The organism is Aeromonas sp. QDB62 (assembly GCF_027705695.1).
Classification (GTDB): Bacteria; Pseudomonadota; Gammaproteobacteria; order Enterobacterales; family Aeromonadaceae; genus Aeromonas; species Aeromonas allosaccharophila.
The window spans coordinates 23,910-46,284 of record NZ_JAPDCD010000037.1 but is presented as its reverse complement, the minus strand read 5'-3'; the positions used below and the strand labels follow the sequence as shown (position 1 = coordinate 46,284).

Below are 22,375 nucleotides of genomic sequence, written 5' to 3'. Positions count from 1 at the left end.
CCCGCCACATGTTCAGGGAATATCGGGGCTGCGGCCCCTCAGGGAGGAAAGATGAGTCAGTCAGAATCAAACAAGGCGTGGCAAGCGCGCCGCGAAGCGGCCGTGGTCAACGGCGTCGGCACCCTGCTGCCGGTCTTTATCGACCGGGCGCAAAATGCCGAGCTGTGGGATGTGGAGGGCAACCGCTATATCGACTTTGCCTCCGGCATCGCCGTGCTCAACACCGGCCACAACCACCCCAAAGTGTTGGCGGCAGTGCGTGAACAGCTGGAAAAATTCAGCCACACCTGCTTCCAGGTCACCCCCTATCCCGGCTATATCGAGCTGGCAGAAAAGCTCAACGCCCTGGTGCCCGGCCCGACGCCGAAGCGCACCCTGTTTCTCTCCACTGGCGCCGAGGCGGTCGAGAACGCCATCAAGATTGCCCGTGCCCACACCGGCCGTAGCGGCACCATCGCCTTCAAGGGGGGCTTTCACGGCCGCACCATGATGGGGATGGCGCTCACCGGCAAAGTGGTGCCCTACAAGACCGGCTTTGGCCCCTTCCCGGGGGAGGTCTACCACATCCCCTTCCCCGCCGACTATCTCGGGGTGAGTGAAGAGGATGCCCTGCACGCCCTCGACCTCTGCTTCAGCGCCGATATCGAGCCGAGTCGCGTGGCCGCCATCATCATCGAACCGGTGCAGGGTGAAGGGGGCTTCTATCCCGCCTCCCCGAGCTTTATGCAAAAACTGCGCAGCGTCTGCGACCAGCACGGCATTCTGCTGATTTGCGACGAGATCCAGAGCGGTTTCTGCCGCACCGGCAAGACCTTCGCCACCGAGTATTCGGGGGTTGAACCCGACATCATGACCCTGGCCAAGAGTCTGGCGGGGGGCTTCCCCCTCTCCGCCGTGGTGGGCAAGGCGGAGATCATGAACTCGGCCAAGCCGGGCGGCCTGGGTGGCACCTATGCGGGATCCCCCATCGCCTGCGCCGCGGCACTGGCGGTATTGCAGGTGATCGATGAGGAAAAACTCAACCAGAAAGCGCTGGATCAGGGCGAGCAGATCAAGGCAGGGCTGGAACGCATAGCCGAGCGTTTTGACTGCATAGGTCAAATTCGCGGCCCCGGTGCCATGGTGGCCATGGAGCTGGTGAAACAGCGCGATGCCAGCCAGCCCGATCCCGACCTCACCAAACGACTGGTGGCCGAGGCGGGCAAGCGCGGTCTGGTCCTGCTCTCATGCGGGGTGCGCGCAAATGTCATCCGTTTTCTCGCCCCCCTGACTGCCCCTGCGGCAGTGATTGACGAGGGGCTGCAACTCCTTGAAAAATCACTGGAGGCCGTGCTGGCCTGACCAGCAGGAAAGTGACCGCTCACCTGTGCAAATAAATGCAATTTTGCCCCCTTTTTTTCTTGTCAAGGGGGCCCTGCAAATGCACAATGCGCCGCCACTGAAAGAACCGATGTAAAACAATGGCATCGGTTCTTTTTTAACCAGTGAACAAACCCATAAACGAGGCCGGATCACCCCCGGAAAAGATAGCGAGATTGGCAGCAATCTCCCGACACCACATTCTGTGAGGAACAACATGGGGCATCTCAATGCTTTCCAACCGGCCATGGCCGGTGTGCGCCGCCCTGGCGCCCTTGATTCCCGGGCCTCTCTCCCGGTTTCGTTGATGGACCGTGCCACTCTGGCACTGCATGAGGAACATGCATAATGGCGGCCCAACAGGTTGGTCTGAAAAAGACCCTCAAGCTGTGGCAAGTCGTGGTTATGGGACTGGCGTACCTCACCCCCATGGCGGTGTTCGACACCTTCGGCATCGTCACCGAGATCACCGAAGGCCATGTGCCGACCGCCTACCTGTTTGCCCTGATCGGCATGCTGTTCACTGCCCTGAGCTACGGCCATCTGGTGCGCAAGTTCCCGTCAGCCGGCTCCGCCTATACCTATGCCCAAAAGGTGTTTCACCCCTATGTCGGCTTTATGGTGGGCTGGACCTCCCTGCTCGACTACATGTTCATGCCGATGATCAACATGCTGCTGGCCAAGATCTATCTGGGCGCCCTGTTCCCTGAGGTAGAGCCCTGGACCTATATCTTCGGTCTGGCGGTGGTGATGACCGCCCTCAACCTGCGCGGCATCAAGCTGGTGGCCAACTTCAACAGCCTGATTGTGGTGATGCAGTTCAGCATCATCGCCATCTTCATCGGACTGATCGCCTGGGGCGTTCACAACGGTGAGGGGCTGGGCACCGTGGCGAGCAGCCGTCCCTTCTTCTCCGGGCAGATCCAGGTGTCGCCGCTGCTGATGGGGGCCTCCATCCTCTGTCTGTCGTTCCTCGGCTTTGACGCCATCAGTACCCTGTCGGAAGAGACCCCGGACGCGGATCGGGTGATCCCCCGCGCCATCGTGCTGACGGCGCTGATCGGCGGCGTGCTGTTTGTCACCACCTCCTACTTCCTGCAGCTCTACTTCCCGGACATCTCTCGCTTCCAGCATCCGGATGCGGTACTGCCGGAGATCGCCCTCTATGTCGGCGGCAAGCTGTTCCAGGCGGTGGTACTGGTCTGCACTACTGTGGCAGTGCTGGCCTCGGGGCTCGCCTCCCACGCCGGTGTATCGCGCCTGCTCTACGTGATGGGTCGTGATCGCGCCCTGCCCGCCCGCTTCTTCGGTTACATCCATCCGAAGTGGCAGACTCCGGCGTTCAACGTGTTGCTGGTCGGCCTGCTGGCCCTCTCTGCGGTGTCGCTGGATCTGGAGATGGCGCTGGCGCTGATCAACTTCGGCGCTCTGGTGGCCTTCACCTTCGTCAATCTGGCGGTGATTGCCCACTTCTATGTGAAGCTCGGTCGCAACAAGTGTCTCAAGGATCACCTGATGTATCTGCTGCTGCCGCTCTGTGGCGCCGCCTGCATCGGGGTACTGTGGCTCAACCTCGAGCCCTCCTCCTTCGAGCTGGGGCTGATCTGGGCGGCGCTGGGGGCCATCTACCTGTTCCTGCGCCTCACCGTATTCCGCATCCCGCTGCATACTGCCGACAAGGTGGAGATCGCCCAGTAATCGCTGGCACCCTCCTCCGATAAACAACCAAGGAGCCTGCGGGCTCCTTGTTGTTTCTGCGGTGCGCGGGTTTCCCGAAGTGCAGTTTTTGCGAGAAGTGTGACTGATTTCAAATAACTACCCACCCGCATAGTTCGCCATGCCACGGCCGTGGCCAAACTGCGCCATGAGCATAGTCATTAAAGTGAATGGATATGCAGGCAATATTTCCCTCCACGTCCCCCTCTATCTCACCCGTCAGCCGATAACATGGCATGACCCGCTCACGGGCAGGCCATGGCAAATATGATCAGGATCAATGTTGAGGCTTTATGCACCCTGCAGCGCAGATTTGCCGTTTTTTCATACGCAACGGAAGGGGACGTTTACCCCCCCGAAAAAGGGGGGGAGGCCCGGGACGAGCCGCAGGGGGCGAGTGACCACTTACCTGCCACCCGGTTATGCAAAAAAAATGCGGTTTTTCGGCCATTATTGCTTGTCAAGGGGGCTGACCGAATGCACAATACGCCGCCAATAAAGGACCGATGTTCACTGCGACATCGGTTTTTCTATTTTGAAGTGCAGTACAAACCCACCACAAGAGGCCGGAACGTTTCCGGAAGTGATATTCGAGATTGCCAAACAATCTCCCGACGTTGAGAGGATAACAATGGGGCGTTTTAATGCTTTCCTGCCGGTACAGCCCGGTATGCGCCTCCCCGGCGCCCTTGATGTACAGGCTTGCGAATCCATCGTATCCCTGCGCTCGTTGCAAGCACGTGCTGCGGCACTGATTGAGGAGAAAGCGTAATGGCATCGCAAAACGCCAAGCTGCTCAAGACCCTTACCCTGACACAAGTGATTGTGATGGGTCTGGCCTATCTGACCCCCATGGCTGTCTTCGACACCTTCGCCATCGTCGGTGACATCACCGAAGGCCGGGTCGCCACCGCCTATCTGCTGGCTCTGGGTGGCATCCTGCTCACCGCCTTCAGCTACGGTCATCTGGTACGCAAGTTCCCCTCTGCGGGCTCCGCCTATACCTATGCCCAGAAGGTGTTCAACCCCTACGTCGGTTTCATGGTCGGCTGGTCATCCCTGCTCGACTACATGTTCATGCCGATGATCAACATCCTCCTGGCCAAGATCTACCTGACCGCCATGTTCCCGGGCGTCGAGCCCTGGGTGTTCATCTTCGGTCTGGTGACCGTGATGACCTTCCTGAACCTGCGCGGCATCAATCTGGTGGCCAACTTCAACGGTCTGATCGTGGTGATCCAGCTCGCCATCATCACCCTCTTTATCGGCCTGATGGCGTGGGGCATCTACCACGGTGAAGGCGCGGGCACCCTGATGAGCAGCCGTCCGTTCCACTTCGACTCTGCCCAGATGGTGCCGCTCTTTACCGGTGCGACCATCCTCTGCTTCTCGTTCCTCGGCTTTGACGGTCTGAGCTCCCTCTCCGAAGAGACTCCAAACGCCGGCAAGGTGATCCCCAAGGCGATCGTGCTGACGGCCCTCATCGGTGGCGTCATCTTCGTGGTGGTCTCTTACTGCCTGCAGCTCTACTTCCCGAGCCTCTCCCGCTTCCAGCATCCGGATGCGGTACTGCCGGAGATCGCGCTCTACGTTGGCGGCACCTTCTTCCAGTCCGTGGTACTGGTCTGCACCACCGTTGCAGTGCTGGCCTCCGGCATGGCGGCTCACGCCGGTGTCTCGCGCATCCTCTACGTGATGGGACGTGACCGGATGATCCCGGAGCGGGTGTTTGGCTACATCCACCCGAAATACCGCACCCCGGCCATCAACGTGCTGATGGTGGGCGGTCTGGCCCTCTCCGCCGTGTCGTTTGATCTGGATACCGCGCTGGCGCTGGTCAACTTCGGGGCGCTGGTGGCGTTCAGCTTCGTCAACCTGTCGGTGATCGGTCAGTTCTGGGTGCGCGAGAAGCGCAACAAGACCCTCAAGGATCACCTCATCTACCTGTTGATGCCGCTGCTCGGCGCCGCCACCATCGGTGCCCTGTGGATCAACCTGGAGCAGAGCTCGCTGGAGCTGGGCCTGATCTGGGCTGGCCTCGGCGTGACCTATCTGTTCCTGCGTCTGGCGGTGTTCCGTATCCCGTTCCGTCAGTACGAGGAAGCGGCTGACGCCTGATCCTCTGCGGATAACGGATACACAGAAGGGGAGCCATGGCTCCCCTTCTGCTATTTCACCGGCGCTATATCGCCGATTGTCGATGACCCGCTGGCGGCCCTTGCCGCCGCCCCCCGGCAGCAAGCCGGAAGGCTGACTCATCAACCGTTATTGATCACCGCGGTCGCAGCCGCCTTAAGCGGATCATTGGCCACCGCTTTGACATCCTTGTGGGCTTTTTTCAGCTGATCTTCAGCCTTGTCGGCCTTGCGCTGGGTCGCGTTGACATCATCGCGGACGCCCTGCACGCTGTCGCTCGCCTTGTCGCGCAGATCGGCGGTGCCATTTTTCAGCTCGTCCTTCGCCTTCTCTTTCTGCTGACGCATCAGCATCTCGGTATCACAACGACCCTTGACCCCGACGGAGGCACCCATCGCCTCGTTCTTCAGCGCCTTGTCCAGATTGCACTCCGGCTGCAGCACTGACTTGGCCTGCACACCGACTGACAACAACCCGAGGGAAAGAGAGATAACCCATGCTCGCATCACGCTTATTACTCCACGACTCAAAAGAAACGCCGCAGCATAGCGTCCCGCCCGAGGATCACAAGCCTTATTGTGTCGATAGTCACCTGGCCGCCAGATTATCGGCCTGATCCGTCACCTCTTGTCGAACCGGCCCCGAAAAACCGCAGTCATCAAACCATCACAAAAGTGTCACTTTGTCATATTTCTGTCATTTACCACTGATTAAATGCGCGGGTCATCAACTACCCAAGACGGAACGACCGTCCCAAGAGGCTTTATGCAACACCATCACTCCTTGTCACAGCCGCCCGCGACCCGCGCCCTGTTCAACTGGATGAGTGTCATCGTACTGGTCTACCTGATCCTGGTCGCCGTGGCCGCCATCTCCCACGGCTTCAAAGATTTCTCCGGCGGCGCCGAGGGTGCAGCCCGGATCTTCGCCTTTGCCAACAACCCCTTTGTCGCCCTGCTGCTCGGCATTCTCGCTACCGCGCTGGTGCAATCCTCCAGCACCGTCACCTCGGTGATCGTCGGTCTGGTGGCGGGCGGCCTGCCCATCGGCATGGCCATCCCCATGGTAATGGGGGCCAACCTCGGCACCACCATCACCAACACCATCGTCTCCATGGGTCATATCCGTGACAGATCCGAGTTCCGCCGCGCCTTCGCCGCCGCCACCGTGCACGACTTCTTCAACCTGCTGGCGGTGTTTATCTTCCTGCCGCTGGAGCTGATGTTCGGCCTGCTGCAACACAGCGCCGAGTGGCTGGCCAACCTGCTGGTGGGCTCCGCCGACATGTCGATGAAGGGCATGGATTTCATGAAGCCGCTGACCGCACCGGCCCAGCAGCTGATCGATAGCGCCGTCGCCTTCCTGCCGGGCAAGGGTGCCGCCATCGCCACCATCGTCATCGGTATCCTGCTGATCCTCGCCTGCGTCACCTGGCTCGGCAAAGTGCTGCAACAGGTACTGGTCGGCCGCGCCAAAGAGCTGCTGCACAAGGCGCTGAGCCGTGGCCCGCTGACCGGCATCACCTCGGGTGCATTGGTGACCATCATGGTGCAGTCCTCCTCCACCACCACCAGCCTGATGATCCCGCTGGCCGGTGGCGGCGTGTTCAGCACTCGTCAGCTCTACCCCTTCACCCTGGGGGCAAATATCGGCACCACCATCACCGCCCTGCTCGCTGCCACCGCCATCAGCGGAGCCGGTGCCCAGCTGGCCATGACCATTGCGCTGGTCCACGTGCTGTTCAACGTCTTCGCCGTGGTGCTCATCTATGGCATCCCCTTGCTGCGTGACCTGCCGGTGCGCGCCGCAGAGGGGCTGGCCCGGGTAGGCAGCGAGAACAAGCTGCTGGCACTGGGTTATGTGGCGGGTCTCTTCTTCGCCCTGCCCGCCCTGATGATGGTGGCCGCCAAGTAAGCGCCGCCGCCATGACAAGGGGCGAGTCACCGACTCGCCCCTTTTTGCGTCTACGTCGCCGGGCTTTGCCTGCCCGCTCACATCCTCCCGCCCTGTGGCTCGCCATCAGGAGCGGTGCGCGATAAGATGGCGCCCTCATTGCACTTTTTACATTTCATGGAACAGGAAAAACCGATGAAATTCATACTGATCGCGCTGCTCATTGCCGGTGTGGCCTACTACTTCTACTCCAGCAGCAACAGCAAAAAACAGGCTGTTGAGAACGTGCGGATTGGCGCCGAGTTCCTCGCCAGCAACAAGGAGAAGCCGCTGGTGACCACTACCGCCTCCGGCCTGCAGTACGAAGTGCTGACCCCGGGCACCGGCACCGTTCATCCCACCGCCACCAGCAAGGTGAAGGTGCACTACGAGGGCAAGCTGCTGGACGGTACCGTCTTTGACAGCTCGGTCGCTCGTGGCGAGCCCATCGAGTTTGGTCTCAATCAGGTGATCGCTGGCTGGACCGAAGGGGTACAGCTGATGGTGGAAGGTGAGAAGACCCGTTTCTACATCCCCGCCAACCTCGCCTACGGCGACCGCGCCGCGGGCAAAATCCCGCCGGGATCGGTGCTGATCTTCGACGTAGAGTTGTTGGGTATCCAGTAACCGCGCAGAACGCCCCTGTGGCAATATCCCACTAAGCCTTCGTGCTGATTTTTGATGTGGAGCTGCCGGGCATTCAGTAACAGCGCGTGGCTCATTTCAAAACAGCCTGACTAAACCTGAAAGGGCCGACAAATCACTTGTCGGCCCTCTCTTTTTGCAGCCTTCCTTGCCCCCATCCCTTTCTGCATAACGGCCACCCGCCCATCTGTTGCCCACAAAAAAACCGCCCGAAGGCGGTTTTTACGATGGGATGGCAGAGGCCAAACAGGCGCAAGTCCGGTTAGATGGACTGCTCCTCGCCACCCAGGGCGGCAAACAGCGCCGGGATAAACTGGGCCAGCTCGGAGGTGACCAGCGCGAAGTCGGCATCCAGACGGGCGGCCGGATCTTCGCTGGTGACGTCGTCGTTCTGTTCGCGCAGCTCTTCGCTGAATTTCAGGCGCTTGATGGAGAGATCATCCCCCAGCACGAAGCTGACAGTCTCGCCCCAGTTGAGGGCCAGCTTGGTCACCAGCTTGTCGTTGGCCAAGTGGTTTTTGATCTCGTCGGTCATCAGATCCTGCTGTTTGCAGCGGATGATGCCGCCGTGCTCCATGGCACTGCGCAGCTCGGCTTCGTCTTCCAGAGTGAAGGAAGCGGGCAGATTGCCCTCGTTCAACCACTCGGTCATGGTGATCTCGGGCGGGTTCTTGAGGGCCACCGGCACCACCGGCAGGGAGCCGATGGATTTGCGCAACAGCGCCAGCAGATCGTCCGCCTTCTTGGCAGAACCTGCGTCCACCACCATTAAATTGTCGGCCGGATTGATCCAGGCGAAGGTCTGGCTGGTACGACTAAAGGCACGGGGCAGCAGGGTGTGGAGGATCTCCTCTTTCAGCGCTTCCTTCTCTTTCTTCTTGAGGGCGCGTCCCTGTTCGAACTCGATCGCTTCTACCTTCTCGGCCAGCATCTCCTTGACCACGCTACCGGGCAGCATCTTCTCCTCTTTGCGGGCGCAAATGAGGATGTGGCCGGAGGCAGAGTGGGTCAGGGTTGAGCCGAATTTGCCAAGGGGCTTGACCCACCCGAAACGGGAGATGTCCTGACTGCCGCAAGGGGTGAAGGCACAGGCTTCCAGCTGGGTTTCCAGCTGATCCACGGTCAGGTCAAAGGGGCGGGTAAAGCGATAAATCTGCAGGTTTTTAAACCACATGGCGTCCTCGGTCTCTAGATTGTCCGGCGGGCATTGTACTAGAGAGGCGCTTTGTGATCAGCCAATCATTCTCGCTAAATAAAGGGCGATCGACCTCACAGGGTCTCATTTATAACACCTGAGCCCTTGCCAAGTTCCCCTAGACTGCGAGAGTGCCAGTTGTTAACAAGGATGAAATTATGTTACGGCCAAGTCGCCCGGAAGACATGGAAGAGGTCGTTGAAATCTGGCTGCTGGCCTCCCTGCAGGCCCACGATTTCGTCGATGCCTCCTGCTGGTGGCAGGCCCAGGAGGATCTGCGTACCCGCTATCTCGATCGCGCCGCCATCTGGGTGTTCGAGGAGCGCGGCGATCTGCTCGGTTTTATGGCGCTGGTAGATAACTATCTCGCCGCCCTGTTCGTGCGCCCCGACCGTCAGGGCCGCGGCGTCGGCCACGCCCTGCTGCAGGAGGCGAAGCGTCAGGGGGCGTCGCTCCACGCCCGGGTCTTTGTCGAGAATGATCAGGCGGTGCGTTTCTATCGCCGCCACGGTTTTGTCATCGAGGCCGAGGAGTCCGATCCCCTCACCGGCCACCCCCAATACCGGATGTGCTGCGAACCGGCCTGAATCGATGCCAGCCCCCTGTTTTACTTGAAAAAAGCACGGGGCATCCTCATCTTGTCTTCATCGGGTGCCGCGGGCACCATCCCTGCAACCGGGCTGCTTTCCAATGAAAATCCTCCATACCGCCGACTGGCACCTTGGCCATCAACTTCATGGCCATGACCGCCGTTTTGAACACGATGCCTTCCTCGACTGGCTGAGCGACACCCTCAAGGCGCGCGAGATCGACGCCCTGCTGGTGGCGGGCGATCTGTTTGATACCGCCAATCCTCCCGCCAGCGCCTGGCAACAGCTCTACCGTTTTCTGGCGCGGCTGCGCGCCGAGATGCCCCACCTCAACATGGTGCTGATCGGCGGCAACCACGACTCCCCTTCCAAGCTGGATGCCCCCCACGAACTGCTGCGGGCCTTCGATCTGCATCTGGTGGGCAGCATCAGCCGCGACAGTGAAGGCAAGCTCGAAACCGACCGCCTGCTGGTACCGCTGCAAGACCGGGAGGGCAACATTGCCGCCTGGTGCGCCGCCGTGCCGTTCCTGCGCAGCAGCGACTTGCGGGTGGAGCCGTTGGCAGAGGGGCAGGACAGGCTGATCGAAGGGGTACGCCAAGTCTACGCAGAAGTGTTGGCCGAGGGGCGCGACCGCTGCGGGGCGGATCTGCCGCTAATCGCCATGGGCCACGCCTATCTGGCGGCAGGCCAGCTCTCGGAGCTTTCTGAGCGGCGGGTGCTCGGCGGCAACCAGCACGCCCTGCCTGTCGACCTGTTTGCCGCGGCTGATTACACGGCGCTCGGTCACCTCCATCTGGCCCAAAGCCCGGCCGAGGGGGTGCACTACAGCGGCTCGCCACTACCGCTCTCGCTTGCCGAAGCCAACTACAACCATCAGGTGCTGGAAGTGACCTTTGCAGAAGGCAAACTGGCCGGGCTGGAGCGGATCCCGGTGCCGCGCGCGGTGGAGATGATCCGCCTGCCCCAGAGCACCCTCGACGACGCGCTGAACGCCATCGCATCGCTCGAGCTGCCAGCTTGTCCACAAGAGGCACAACCCTTCCTCGAAGTGCGGCTGCTGCTGCCCAAGCCCGAGGCCCGCATCCGCGAGCGCATTCTGGCGGCCATCGCAGACAAACCGGTGCGTCTGGCCCGCATCAACACCCAGTATCAGGGCTCGGGGGAAGGGCTGGCCGATGGTCGCGAGCGGCGCAGGCTCGATGAGCTCTCCCCCACCGAGGTGTTTCGCCTCTGCTATCAGCGCCAGTTTGAAGGGGAGCCCGAGGCTGGGCTGGTTGCCTCGTTTGAAGAGATCCTGGAGCAGGTGAAGGAGTCAAACCAATGAAAATCTTGTCTCTGTCAGGTGAGAATCTAGCCAGTCTGACCGGCCCCTTCACCATCGACTTTACCAGGGGGGCGCTCGGCGCCGCCGGTCTGTTTGCCATCACCGGCAACACCGGCGCGGGCAAGAGCACATTGCTCGACGCCATTTGTCTGGCCCTCTACGACGAGATGCCGCGCTTTATCGCCAATCGCAAGAACGTGGCCGAAGTGGGCCGCATGGATGATGAGGAGAAACTCAAGGCCAACGACGTGCGTGGCATTCTCAGCCGCGGCCACGCCAGCGGTTTTGCCGAGGTGCAGTTTCGTGGCTGCGATGGCCGCATTTGGCTGGCCCGCTGGGCGGTGCGCAGGGCGCGCAACCGCTCGGAGGGGCGCTTTCAGGCGCAGGAGCGCACCCTGACCGATGTGGAGTCAGGGCAGGTTTTCTCCGGCAGCAAGCGGGAGCTGCAGGATCGCATCGACGAGCTGGTGGGTCTCTCCTGGGAGCAGTTCCGCCGCGCGGCGATCCTGCCACAGGGGGAATTTGCCGCCTTTCTCAAATCGGATGCCAACGAGCGCTCCGCCCTGCTCGAACGGATGACCGGCACCGAGCTCTACTCCGCCATCTCCATTCAGACCTATGAACGGGCGCGGGAAGAGCAGCAGAAGCTGGCCACCATCGCCCAGCGCCTCGGCGACGTGGCGCTGATGGACGAAGCGACCCGCGAACAGTGGGTAAGCCAGCAGGTGAGCCTCTCCACCACCCTCAAGCACGAGCAGCAACAACAGCAGCTGATGCAGGACCTGCGCGATCTCAACAGCCGCATTGCCGCCCAACTGCAGGGCTGCGCCGAGGGACAGGCGGCGCTCGATGCCGCCCTGCAGGCCCACGGCGCCGCGGCCCCCGAGCGCGAGGAGTTTGCCCGTGCCGAACAGGCCCAGGTGGCCCGCGCCGATCACGACGAGCTGGCCCGCCTCACTCTGGAAGTGCAGCAGCAGGAGAAGGTGATCGCCGAGCTGGGGCCGGAGCTGGCCAAGCTCGAGGAGCAGACCCAACAGAGCGCGCTGACCGAGCAGCAGCTGCTGGCGGAGAAGATCGCCGCCGAGCGGGAATGGGGTGCCCTGCAACCCGAACTCAAGCGGGCGCAGGAGCTCGATACCCGCATCCGGGAAAAAGTGCAGCAGTTGCAGAAGATCCAGCAGGAGGGGGCGCAAGAGCGAGAAGTGCAACTCACGCTGGAGCAGGGCTGGCGCGAGCAGAGCCGACAGGTGGAGCTGCTCAAGCAGCAGCACCAGCAGTGGGGCCTTTGGCTCGAAGAGCACAAGGAGCTGGCACCGGTTGCCCGCCAGTGGCAGCCCCTGCTCACCGCCATGCAGGATTGGGCCGAGGATGCCGACAAGCTGCAACAGCTGCTCACCCTGCGGGATCACAAGCTGCGCGCCCTGCAACAGTTGCAGCGCCAGCTGGAGCAAGGTCAGCAGGAGCGCGACTACTGGCAGCGCGAGCAGGAGCGGCTGCAACAGCAACAGAACGAGCTGCAGGAGCAACAGTGGGAGAGCCGCCTCGCCAAGGCGCAGGAGCAGTGGCAGCAGCAGACTGAACAACTGGGTCAGCTGCGCCAGCTGCTGGAGCTTGCCGATTATGGCCGTAACCACGGCGAACAGCATGGCCGCTTGCAGCAGGAGATTGCCCAGCTGGAGCAGGCGCTGGGCAAGCTCGCCACCCTAAGCGAAGAGCTGGCACCGGCCCGCGAGCGGCTCGCCCTGCAGCGGGATGAGGCGCGCCACGCGCTGGAGCAATCCCGCGCCATCGCCAGCTTCGAGCAGTATCGCCATATTCTGAGCGATGGCTCCCCCTGCCCGCTGTGCGGTTCCGAGGAGCATCCCTACAGCCAGAGCCAACCGCAGGTGGCGGGCATTCTGGGTCAGCTGGCGGAGCGGGCCAGAAGCCTCGAACTCGAATGGGAGCGGCTCAACCATCAATACATTCAGTGCGAGAGCGAGCGTCAGGAGCTGGCACGCCAGCTGGCGGTTCGCCAGCAGCACCTACCGGAACTGGAAGCCCGCGCCGAACAGTTGACCCAGCGCTGGCAACAGCTGGGGGGCGATACCCTGCTCGGCCATCCGCTGCCACTACGCCAGAGCCCGATTGAGTGGAACGAGCTGATGAGCACCCTGCTCGGCCGTGGCCAGGCGCTGGAGCAGGGGTTGGCCCAGAGCCAGCAGCAGCTGCGTCAGGCCCAGCTCGGTCAGCAACAGTTGCAAGGGGTGCGTCAGCAACTGAGCCAGCTGGCGGCCCAGCACCAGCAGTTTGACCAGCAATGGCAGGAGGCCGACCGCCAGCGCATCGCGCTGGAAGGGGAAGTGAAGGGGATGGGCGAGCAGGAGGCAACCCTGCGCCAGCGCCTCGAGCAGGGTGCCCAGCGCCTCGACGAACAGATGGGCGGCCAACCGTGGCGCCAGTGGCTCGGCAGTCAGCAGTGGCACGAGTGGCAGCGAGCATGCGAAGCCTGGTTGCACGGCCAGAGCGAGTGGGAGCGGCTGGCCAGCGAGATCGCCAGCCTGACCCCGGCCCTGAGCGCACAAGAGGCGCGCCTGCAGACCCAGCGCGAGCTGCTGCACAAGCTGGAGCGGGGCTACAAGGAACACGAACAGCAGCGGCAGGGGCTGCTTACCAGCCGCAGCGGCTGTCTCGGCGGCGAGGAGATCCCGCAGGTCGAGAGCCGCTGGCAACAGCGGCTGCAACAGCTCGCCAGCGAACTGGAGTTGATGCAAAGCGGCGCTCGTGCTCTGCGCGAGCGGCAGACCGAGCTCAAGACCCGCCTCACCCATGTGGAGCAGGAAAAGCAGACCAGCAGCCGCCGCAAGCGGGAAGTGCTGGGGCGCTGGGCAGCCCACGCCAGCAACCTCGGCATCAATGAGTATGACCTGCGCCGCCTGCTCGCCATCACCCCCGATGAGCTCAAGGCTCGCCGCACAGCCCTGCAAGGGCTGGAAGATGCCCTTGGCGAGGCGCGTACCCGTCTTGCCGAGCGGCAACGGGCGCTGGCGCTGGAGGAGAGCAAGCGGGATCGCTATCGGGAGCACCACCCCGAGCTGGCCGCCCTGCCGGATGCAGCGCTGAGCGAGCAGCTGGCAGCGCTTGATGCCCGCTGCCGTGCCCTTGAAGAGCAGCTGTTCGAGTGCAAGAGCAAGCTGGCACAGGCCGAAGCCGCCGCCCTCAAGGCGGGCAGCCTGCAACAGGAGCTGGCCGCCCAGCAGGCGGTGGCCGACCACTGGCAGCAGCTGTGCGATCTGATTGGGCAGGCCAACGGTGCCAAGTTCCGCACCTTCGCCCAGAGCCTCACCCTCGAGCGTCTGCTGCTGGAGGCCAACGCCCAGCTCGCCGAGCTGTCGCCGCGCTACCGGCTGGAGCGGGTGCCCGGCACCGATCTGGCGTTGCAGGTGGTGGATCTCGACATGGGGGACGAAGTGCGCTCGGTGGACTCCCTCTCCGGCGGCGAGAGCTTCCTGGTGTCGCTGGCACTGGCGCTGGCCCTCTCCAGCCTCTCGTCACGGCAGACCCAGGTCGAGTCGCTGTTTATCGACGAGGGGTTCGGCACGCTCGATCCGGACAGTCTGGATCTGGCGCTCGCCAGCCTCGACTCCCTGCAGGCCGCCGGTCGCCAGATCGGGGTCATCTCCCATGTCCAAACCCTGGTGGAGCGGATTGGCGTGCAGATCAGGGTCGAAGCCCTCGGCGGCGGCGAGAGCCGGGTAGTGATTCCCTGAGAGCCTTCGGCTCAATCACCAGAACCATCGGCTCAACCCCCACGCGGTAAATAACAAGACCCCGCCAATTGGCGGGGTCTTGTTGAGAGGCTATCAGCCGAAGCGGTAGGCGCCCATATAGAGGCTGCCGCCATCCCAACTGTCGTGCAGCCGGGTCGGAGCCACACCATCGGCCGCCCCCAGCGCCACAAAGAGCGGGCGCAGGTGGTCGTCGTGGGGATGGGACTCCACCGCTCCGGGAGCCTGCTGGCGATAGTCGAGCAGCGCCAGCCGATCCTCCTCGGCCATTTTCTGCTCCAGCCAGTCGACAAACTGGCTCGCCCACTCCGGCACTGGCGAGCCTTCCGGTGCCAGCGCCCGCAGGTTGTGGGTGATGGCGCCGGAGGCGAGGATGCCAATCCCCTGACTGCGCAGCGCCCCCAATACCTCTCCCAGTTGCCACAACTGGGCCGGGGTGAAGCTGGCGGGAATGGAGATCTGCACCAGCGGGATCTCGCTCTCAGGGTCAATCAGGGAGAGCGGCGACCAGACCCCGTGATCCAGCTCGCGCCGCACCGGGGTGGCGGTCAGTCCGGCCAGCGCCAGCTGGTCGCTCACCCCTTGCTGCAACCACTCGGGGCTGCTGGCAGGCCAGCGCATCCGGTAAAGGGGTTCGGGAAAGCCGTAAAAGTCGTACATCAGGGCCGGTTTGGGCTCGACGTTGATCTGCAGCTCGCGGCTGAACCAGTGGGCGGAGATGACCACCAGCCCCTTGAGCTTACCCAGACGCAGGGTTCGCAGAAAACGGGTGGCGGGTTGCTCACGCAGCACCAGATCCGGTGCGCCGTGAGAGATAAACCAGACGGGGGCGAGGGACATAAAGCGAACTCCAACAAGGTATCAGGGGCGATACCGGAGGGGATATCGCTGTTGGAATCGATTATCACCCCACGATTTCAGGTGAACAATCCAGCAAGATAGATAAGCACTATCAACCAATGGTTGATAATTTCACTCCTTCTCTCCTTCCTTCACACCTTCACGACCGGAAAACGGTAATAGATATCAAGGCTGCGGCGCATCCGGCAGCGGTCGGGGAGCCCGAAGCGCCATCCGGGTCGCAGCATGGTGATCCTGCCACTCTCGCCACGCCAACCCCTCGGCGGCCGCCTCCCCTTTCACCGGATGGAAGAAGATCGCCAGCAGACAGGCATTGTCAGGCCAGTCGCGGGCTGGCAGTGCCTGAACCAGCAGCAGAGTGGTGCCCAGCAAGAGCAGAGTCCATCCGGTTTCATAGCTGTTTTTCATCCCGACCTCCTTCACCCGTGCGCCAATGAACTAACATTTTTGCGCAAGCCGGTGACATGACTGTGACAGCGGGCGGGTGGTCATTTTACAACATCTGAACCTCAACCCGGCCAAACAACCACAGATGGCAACATTTGTATCCCTTCAGCTCTAACCTGTGGCCATATGCTCTAAAATGTGACTCACAGGAAAACGTTATCCCTGAAAAGAAAACGTTATCTGGTCAAAACGTTGTTTCTGGATCATAAAAAGATTCCAAAAACTGGTGTATATTGCTCGGCGGAAATTCCTTAACCATGAAGATTGACATGAAAAAGACCAAAATTGTCTGCACCATCGGTCCGAAGACCGAATCCAAAGAAATGCTGGCTAAAATGCTGGACGCTGGCATGAACGTCATGCGCCTGAACTTCTCCCACGGTGACTACGCCGAGCACGGCAGCCGCATCAGCAACCTGCGCGCTGTGATGGCCGAGACCGGCAAGCACGCAGCTATCCTGCTGGACACCAAGGGTCCGGAAATCCGTACCATGAAGCTGGAAGGCGGCAACGACGTCGCGCTGGTCGCTGGCCAGACTTTCACCTTCACCACCGACCAGACCGTGGTTGGCAACAAAGACAAAGTGGCTGTGACCTATGCAGGTTTCGCCAACGATCTGCGCGTCGGCAACCGCATCCTGGTTGATGACGGCCTGATCGGTCTGGACGTTATCGAAATCACCGAGCGCGAAGTTGTCTGTAAAGTGCTGAACAACGGTGACCTGGGCGAGAACAAAGGCGTTAACCTGCCGGGCGTCTCCATCAAGCTGCCGGCCCTGGCCGAGAAAGACAAGCGCGACCTGATCTTCGGTTGCGAGCAAGGCGTTGATTTCGTTGCTGCTTCTTTCATCCGTAAGAAAGAAGACGTTCTGGAAATCCGTGAGCACCTGAAAGCCCACGGTGGCGAGAACATCCAGATCATCTCCAAAATCGAAAACCAGGAAGGTCTGGACAACTTCGACGAGATCCTGGCTGTTTCCGACGGCATCATGGTTGCTCGTGGCGACATGGGTGTAGAGATCCCGGTTGAAGAAGTTATCTTCGCCCAGAAGATGATCATCGCCAAGTGCAACAAAGCCCGCAAAGTGGTTATCACTGCCACCCAGATGCTGGACTCCATGATCAAGAACCCGCGTCCGACCCGCGCTGAAGCTGGCGACGTGGCCAACGCCATCCTGGACGGTACCGACGCAGTGATGCTGTCCGGTGAATCCGCCAAGGGTAAGTACCCGCTGGAAGCCGTGACCATCATGGCCACCATCTGCGAGCGTACCGATGCCGTGATGCCGTCCAACCTGTCTGCTGCCAACGACAGCAACAAGCTGCGCATCACCGAAGCCGTATGTAAAGGCGCCGTAGAGACCTCCGAGAAGCTGGACGCCCCGCTGATCGTGGTTGCTACCGAAGGCGGCAAATCTGCCAAGGCTATTCGCAAGTACTTCCCGAAAGCCTGGATCCTGGCTATCACCACCAACAAGAAAACTGCTGCCCAGCTGGTGCTGACCAAGGGTGTGGTTGCTCACGTGGTTGACAGCATCGCCTCTACCGACGATTTCTATCGCATCGGTAAAGAAGCCGCACTGGAAATCGGCATGGGCCTGAAAGGTGACGTGGTTGTGATGGTCTCCGGTGCTCTGGTACCGAGCGGCACTACCAACACCGCTTCTGTTCACGTTCTTTAATCAGAGCTGAACAACATGAAAACGGCGCCTGCGGGCGCCGTTTTTTTTATCCCTCCCCCCTGCTTACCTGACAAGCCCGGTGTTAGAATCCACGCGAATTTAATCTATGCGGGAAATCTCCCGAATATCGCGTAATAACCCGGAAGTTATATGCCCTCAATACGTTTTAAAAGAGTCTCGGCCACCCTGTTGCCGCTGCTCTGTTTAATCGCCAGCCTCTGCGTCCCGCAAGCCATGGCGCAAGATGCCCCCTCTCGCAATTCCGTTCAGCGAGCGCTGGATGGTCTGGGTAAATCAGAGACCCTGACCGTCAGTCAGCAAGCGGATCAGAAGTTGCTGACCGAGACCCTTGCCCTGCTCGACAGCATCGACAAGGAAGAGGCGAAGGCCAAGACCCAGGCACAGCGGATCCGCAACCTGCCCACCGAACTCAAAGAGATCAGCGCCAAGCTCGATGCCCTGACCAAGGGCAAGAGTGTCGAGCAGATCAAGAGCGAATACGCCAGCATGAGTCTGGCGGAGCTCGACAGCCGTCAGCCGGAAGTGCTGGCCAACATGCAGGAGGCCCAGGAGGCCCTCGGCACCATCGGCAGCCAGCTCACCAGCCTGCAGACCCTGCCGGAGCGGGCGCAGGCCAGAATGAGCCATGCCTATCAGCGCAGTCAGGAGATCCGCAGCCGTCTCAACGCCGGTGAAAGCGTCTCCAGCGCCGAAAAGATGAAGCTCAATGCCGAGCTGGCGCTGATCGATCTGCAACTGGCCCAGTTGCAAAAGGATCTGGATAACCGCACCAGCATGCAGGATCTGGCGGTCAAGCAGCGCGACTATCAGAGTGCACGCCTCGCCATCGAAGAGCAGAAACTGCAGTTGCTGCAGGAGCAGAGCAGCGCCAAGCGTCTCGGCGACACCGAGAAGACCGCCGAGCAGACCGGTGAGCTGGTGGCGACCGAAGACAGCCCGCTGGTGCAAAAAGAGCAGGAACTCAACCACCAGCTCAGCCAGCAGCTCATCACCGCCACCACCAGTCTCAACTCGCTGGTACAAAAAAACCTGCAAGCCAAGAGCTGGCTGGAGCGCGGTACCCAGACCGAGCGCAACCTGAACGAACAGGTGCAGATGCTCAAGGGCAACCTGCTGCTGTCGCGCATCCTCTATCAGCTCTACCAGCAGCTGGAAGCGGCCCCCTCTATCGCCGTCAAGAATCTGGAAGAGCAGATCGCCGACCTCCACCTGGCCCAGTTCGAACTGAGCCAGCAACGTGACCTGCTGTTCCAGAAGAACCTCTATCTGGACAACCTGATCGCAGGCAGCAAGGAGCCGGTCAGCGAAGAGGACAAGGCCAACCTTGCCAAGCTGCTCGACACCCGCATCAATCTGCTCGATCAGCTCAACCGCCAGCTCGACAGCCAGCTCACCAACGCCATCAGCCTGCAGCTGACCCAGCAGCAGCTGGCGCGGATCTACAAGTCCATCGAATTTACCCTGCAACAACATATCTTCTGGGTAAGCAGCAACAAGCCCATCGACAGCAAGTGGTTTATCAGCTGGCCCGCCCAGGCCTACAAACAGGCCTCCGACTGGGTACTGAAACCGGACTGGAAACGCTGGCGCGAAGAGTTGCTGGGGATCTCCCTGCTCGCCTTCCCGCTGTTGCTGATAGGCGGCCTGCTGGTCTGGAAGCGCCCGACACTGGTTGAACGACAGAAGAAGATTGCCAAGGACCTTGGCCGTTTCCGTCAGGACAACCAATGGCACACCCCTGTCGCGCTCTTCTACACCGTGCTGCATCGCCTGCCGGGCAGCCTGTTCATCCTGGCTGGCGGCTTGCTGCTCACCTATTGCGGTCTGCTCAGCCCCAAGCTGATGTTCCAGATCACCCTGAACCTCGCCCTCGGTTACCTGGTGTTCAGCGTCTATCTGGCGGTCATGCGTCCGGGTGGCATCGCCGAAACCCACTTCCGCATTCCGAAAGCGGAGCTGCAAGCCAAACGATCCAGCATGCGCTACCTCTGGTTGCCACTGCTGCCGCTTATCATGCTCGCGACCAAGGCGGTGGTTGAACCCTCCACTCTGGGCAATGATGTGATCGGTCAAGCCATGACCCTGCTCCTGTTGGGACTGGCCGCCTATCTGGTGTTCCCCATCTCCCGTGCCCGCATCAAGGGCGAGGTGAGCATACAGAAGTCGCTGATCGCCATCGCCCTGGCGCTGGCACCGGTGGCGCTGATCGTGCTGGCGATGCTCGGTTACTACTACACCGCGCTGAAGCTGACCGGTCGCCTGATCGAATCCTTCTACCTCATCATCATCTGGAGCCTGGTCTACCGCACCGCTCTGCGTGGTCTGGAGCTGGCAGCCCGTCGTCTGGCCTACCGCCGCGCGGTAGCCAAGCGCGAGCACAAGTCTTCGGAAGATGCGGAAGGTGGCGAGTCCGTCGAAGAGCAACCCATGGATCTGGAGGATGTCAGCCAGCAATCCCTGCGTCTGACCCGTACCGTGCTGCTGCTGATCTTCGGTGTCGCCTTCTACTGGCTCTGGTCCGATCTGGTGGCGGTATTCTCCTACCTCGACAGCATGGTGCTGTGGCACCGCAGTGAAGGGACCGGCGCCAACGCCGTACTGTTCCCTATCAGCCTGAGTGACGTGCTGATCGGCTTCCTGCTGCTCGGCGGCGCCTGGTCACTGGCGCGCAACCTGCCCGGTTTGCTGGAAGTGCTGATACTCTCCAAGCTCAATCTGGCCCAAGGCACTGCCTACGCCATCACCACCATGCTCAACTACGTGCTGATCGGCTTCGGCTCCCTGACCGCCCTCTCCATGATGGGTGTGCAGTGGGACAAGCTGCAGTGGGTAGCGGGTGGTCTGTCGGTCGGTATCGGTTTCGGTATGAAGGAGATCCTCTCCAACTTCGTCTCCGGCATCATCATCCTGTTCGAGCGTCCGGTGCGGATCGGTGACACCGTCACCATCGGCTCCTTCTCCGGTACCGTCTCCAAAATCCGTATCCGCGCCACAACCCTGACCGACTTCGACCGCAAAGAGGTGATCATCCCCAACCAGCAGCTGATGACCGAGCGGCTGATCAACTGGTCGCTGAGTGACACCGTCACCCGGGTGATCGTGCGGGTGGGCGTAGCGTACGGCTCGGATCTGGAGCTGACCCGCACCCTGCTCAAACAGGCGGCCGATGAAAACAGCCGCGTGCTGAAAGACCCGGCCCCCATCGTCTACTTCCTCACCTTCGGTGCCAGCACCCTGGATCATGAGCTGCGCTTCTTCGTGAGCGAACTCGGTGATCGCAACCCGGCGGTGGACGAGTTGAACCGTAAGATCGACCAGCTGTTCCGCGAGAACGGCATCGAGATCGCCTTCAACCAGATGGATGTCTACATCAAGAACATGCAAGGTGAAGAGCAGAAGGTGGAGTCCAACTCCGCCGCTCTGCAGCCGCCCGCGGAAGATGGCAAACAGCCAGCCTGATAGCGAACGGCAATGATCTGATGGCAACAGCCGCTCACCCAGGTGAGCGGCTTTTTTATACCCTCAGGTCAACGAGGCGGTTGGCGGGTAACGGGTCTGCGGAAACAGATGGCCAAAATGGCTCGCATGAAGACCTTTATCTTCGAGTACACAGGATTGTTCATGACATCGCGTCAGCCGACACCATAAAGCGGTTTACCACCACACGGCTCTCACCTATGGTAAAGCATGCAAAAGATGCATCGAGGAGTCGCTTTTCCCATGAATGACCGAGAACTGCAACAGATCCTGTTTCGCTCCTTCGATGTGATCCCGCTGCCTATTCTGGTGTCAGAATCCATTGCCCGTCACGATGGCCGCTCGCCCGACATGATCCTGCAGCGGCGCCACCGCTTCCTGAACAAGGCCTTCCTTGAGCAGCTCGGCTACGACCTTGCCGAGCTGCCGGACATGGCCTCCTGGTTTCGACTCGCCTACCCGGATGAAGGGTATCGCCGCACTATCATCGACTCCTGGCACTCGCAGGTGGAACAGAGCTTGTCGCAAGGGCTGGAGGTCGCCGAGATGCCTGCGCTGATCCACTGCAAGGGCGGCCAGTCGCGCTGGTTTATCGTCACCGCCCAGCTGGGGGCCGATGCCATCCCGGATGGCCATATCGTCACCTTCCGCGATATCCATGACCTGCAGTGCATGGTGGAAGAGGTGAGCCGCCTCTCCTGCACCGATCCGCTCACCGAACTGACCAACCGGCGCGGTGCCCAGCAGCAGTTGCAGGCCCTCTGGTTGCAGGGTGAGCCCCTCTCGGTGGTGCTGGGGGATATCGACCATTTCAAGCAGGTCAACGACCGCTACGGCCATCCTGCGGGCGATGCCGCGCTCTGCGCCGTCGCCCACGCCATGGCGAGTCAGCTGTTGCCGGGTGAGAGTCTGGCTCGCTGGGGCGGGGAGGAGTTCCTGCTGATCCTGCCGGGTTGCGACATTGAACAGGCGGCACGGCGCGCCGAACAGCTGCGCCAGCATGTCAGTACCACCCACGTACCGTGGCAAGGGGATCAGCTCTCCCTCACCATCAGCCTGGGATGTGCCAGCATGAAGGGGCAAGAGGGCATCGACTACCTGCTGATGATGGCCGATCGGGCCCTCTATCAGGCCAAGGAACAGGGCCGTAACCGGGTTGTCATCTCGACACAATAGCCTGGTGACCAGAAGGGGAAGCCGACACGCGACCATAAAAAAAC

General features: G+C 61.2%; 15 protein-coding genes. 11 read left to right on the top strand and 4 right to left on the bottom strand.

All coding sequences use genetic code 11. From position 1 onward, the window contains the following. Positions 1–51: 51 nt before the first annotated feature. From gabT to OKC27_RS17150, 3 genes are all read left to right on the top strand, one after another. The gene (gene gabT / locus OKC27_RS17160; RefSeq protein WP_201933792.1) at positions 52–1,341 is read left to right on the top strand and encodes a 4-aminobutyrate--2-oxoglutarate transaminase; all 1,290 of its coding nucleotides are present in this window, start codon (positions 52–54) and stop codon (positions 1,339–1,341) included. Positions 1,342–1,707: 366 nt separating this feature from the next. Next, positions 1,708–3,057, top strand: coding sequence for an APC family permease (locus tag OKC27_RS17155; RefSeq protein WP_182970647.1), 1,350 nt, complete (start codon positions 1,708–1,710; stop codon positions 3,055–3,057). 789 nt (positions 3,058–3,846) lie between these two features. Next, positions 3,847–5,193 (top strand): APC family permease, encoded by a 1,347-nt coding sequence (locus OKC27_RS17150; protein WP_042063535.1) that lies wholly within the window; start codon positions 3,847–3,849, stop codon positions 5,191–5,193. A gap of 140 nt (positions 5,194–5,333) precedes the next feature. Here the strand turns inward: OKC27_RS17150 and OKC27_RS17145 are convergent, their stop codons facing one another. Beyond that, entirely contained in the window at positions 5,334–5,717 is a 384-nt protein-coding gene (locus tag OKC27_RS17145) for a hypothetical protein (protein ID WP_182970646.1), read from the bottom strand. A gap of 259 nt (positions 5,718–5,976) precedes the next feature. Here OKC27_RS17145 and OKC27_RS17140 point away from each other — a divergent pair, with 259 nt between their 5' ends. Both OKC27_RS17140 and OKC27_RS17135 read left to right on the top strand, forming a co-directional pair. Then, positions 5,977–7,125, top strand: coding sequence for a Na/Pi cotransporter family protein (locus OKC27_RS17140; RefSeq protein ID WP_270795971.1), 1,149 nt, complete (start codon positions 5,977–5,979; stop codon positions 7,123–7,125). A gap of 174 nt (positions 7,126–7,299) precedes the next feature. Next, complete coding sequence (locus OKC27_RS17135; RefSeq protein ID WP_182970645.1) at positions 7,300–7,770, top strand: FKBP-type peptidyl-prolyl cis-trans isomerase; 471 nt, start codon at positions 7,300–7,302, stop codon at positions 7,768–7,770. Between the two features lie 280 nt (positions 7,771–8,050). Here OKC27_RS17135 and rdgC read toward each other — a convergent pair whose 3' ends face one another. Further along, complete coding sequence (rdgC, locus tag OKC27_RS17130) at positions 8,051–8,962, bottom strand: recombination-associated protein RdgC (protein ID WP_058054337.1); 912 nt, start codon at positions 8,960–8,962, stop codon at positions 8,051–8,053. Between the two features lie 179 nt (positions 8,963–9,141). Here rdgC and OKC27_RS17125 point away from each other — a divergent pair, with 179 nt between their 5' ends. The 3 genes from OKC27_RS17125 (at position 9,142) to OKC27_RS17115 (ending at position 14,649) form a co-directional block, all read left to right on the top strand. Then, a complete protein-coding gene (locus OKC27_RS17125; protein WP_042061919.1) occupies positions 9,142–9,570 on the top strand; it encodes a GNAT family N-acetyltransferase in 429 nt (142 codons plus the stop codon). Between the two features lie 103 nt (positions 9,571–9,673). Beyond that, positions 9,674–10,900: an exonuclease SbcCD subunit D C-terminal domain-containing protein gene (locus OKC27_RS17120; protein WP_182939169.1), complete on the top strand. Its 1,227-nt coding sequence runs from the start codon at positions 9,674–9,676 to the stop codon at positions 10,898–10,900. Beyond that, entirely contained in the window at positions 10,897–14,649 is a 3,753-nt protein-coding gene (locus OKC27_RS17115; RefSeq protein WP_270806520.1) for an AAA family ATPase, read from the top strand. The genes OKC27_RS17120 and OKC27_RS17115 overlap by 4 nt, the downstream gene beginning before the upstream one ends. 93 nt (positions 14,650–14,742) lie before the next feature. On the opposite strand, the gene OKC27_RS17110 is transcribed toward OKC27_RS17115, so the two are convergent. Together OKC27_RS17110 and OKC27_RS17105 are read right to left on the bottom strand one after the other, a co-directional pair. After that, entirely contained in the window at positions 14,743–15,507 is a 765-nt protein-coding gene (locus OKC27_RS17110) for a DODA-type extradiol aromatic ring-opening family dioxygenase (RefSeq protein WP_182939167.1), read from the bottom strand. Positions 15,508–15,693: 186 nt separating this feature from the next. Beyond that, positions 15,694–15,936, bottom strand: a complete 243-nt coding sequence (locus OKC27_RS17105; protein WP_270693733.1) for a hypothetical protein — start codon at positions 15,934–15,936, stop codon at positions 15,694–15,696. 308 nt (positions 15,937–16,244) lie between these two features. On the opposite strand from OKC27_RS17105, the gene pykF reads away from it, so the two are divergent. The 3 genes from pykF to OKC27_RS17090 all read left to right on the top strand — a co-directional run bounded on the left by pykF (position 16,245) and on the right by OKC27_RS17090 (position 22,331). Further along, positions 16,245–17,657: a pyruvate kinase PykF gene (pykF, locus tag OKC27_RS17100; protein WP_182939165.1), complete on the top strand. Its 1,413-nt coding sequence runs from the start codon at positions 16,245–16,247 to the stop codon at positions 17,655–17,657. Positions 17,658–17,807: 150 nt separating this feature from the next. After that, positions 17,808–21,137 carry a mechanosensitive channel MscK gene (gene mscK / locus OKC27_RS17095; RefSeq protein ID WP_182970643.1) on the top strand — a complete coding sequence of 1,110 codons (3,330 nt, stop codon included), beginning with the start codon at positions 17,808–17,810 and terminating at the stop codon, positions 21,135–21,137. A 261-nt stretch (positions 21,138–21,398) separates the two neighbouring features. Continuing rightward, positions 21,399–22,331 (top strand): GGDEF domain-containing protein, encoded by a 933-nt coding sequence (locus OKC27_RS17090; RefSeq protein ID WP_182939163.1) that lies wholly within the window; start codon positions 21,399–21,401, stop codon positions 22,329–22,331. Positions 22,332–22,375 lie beyond the last annotated feature (44 nt).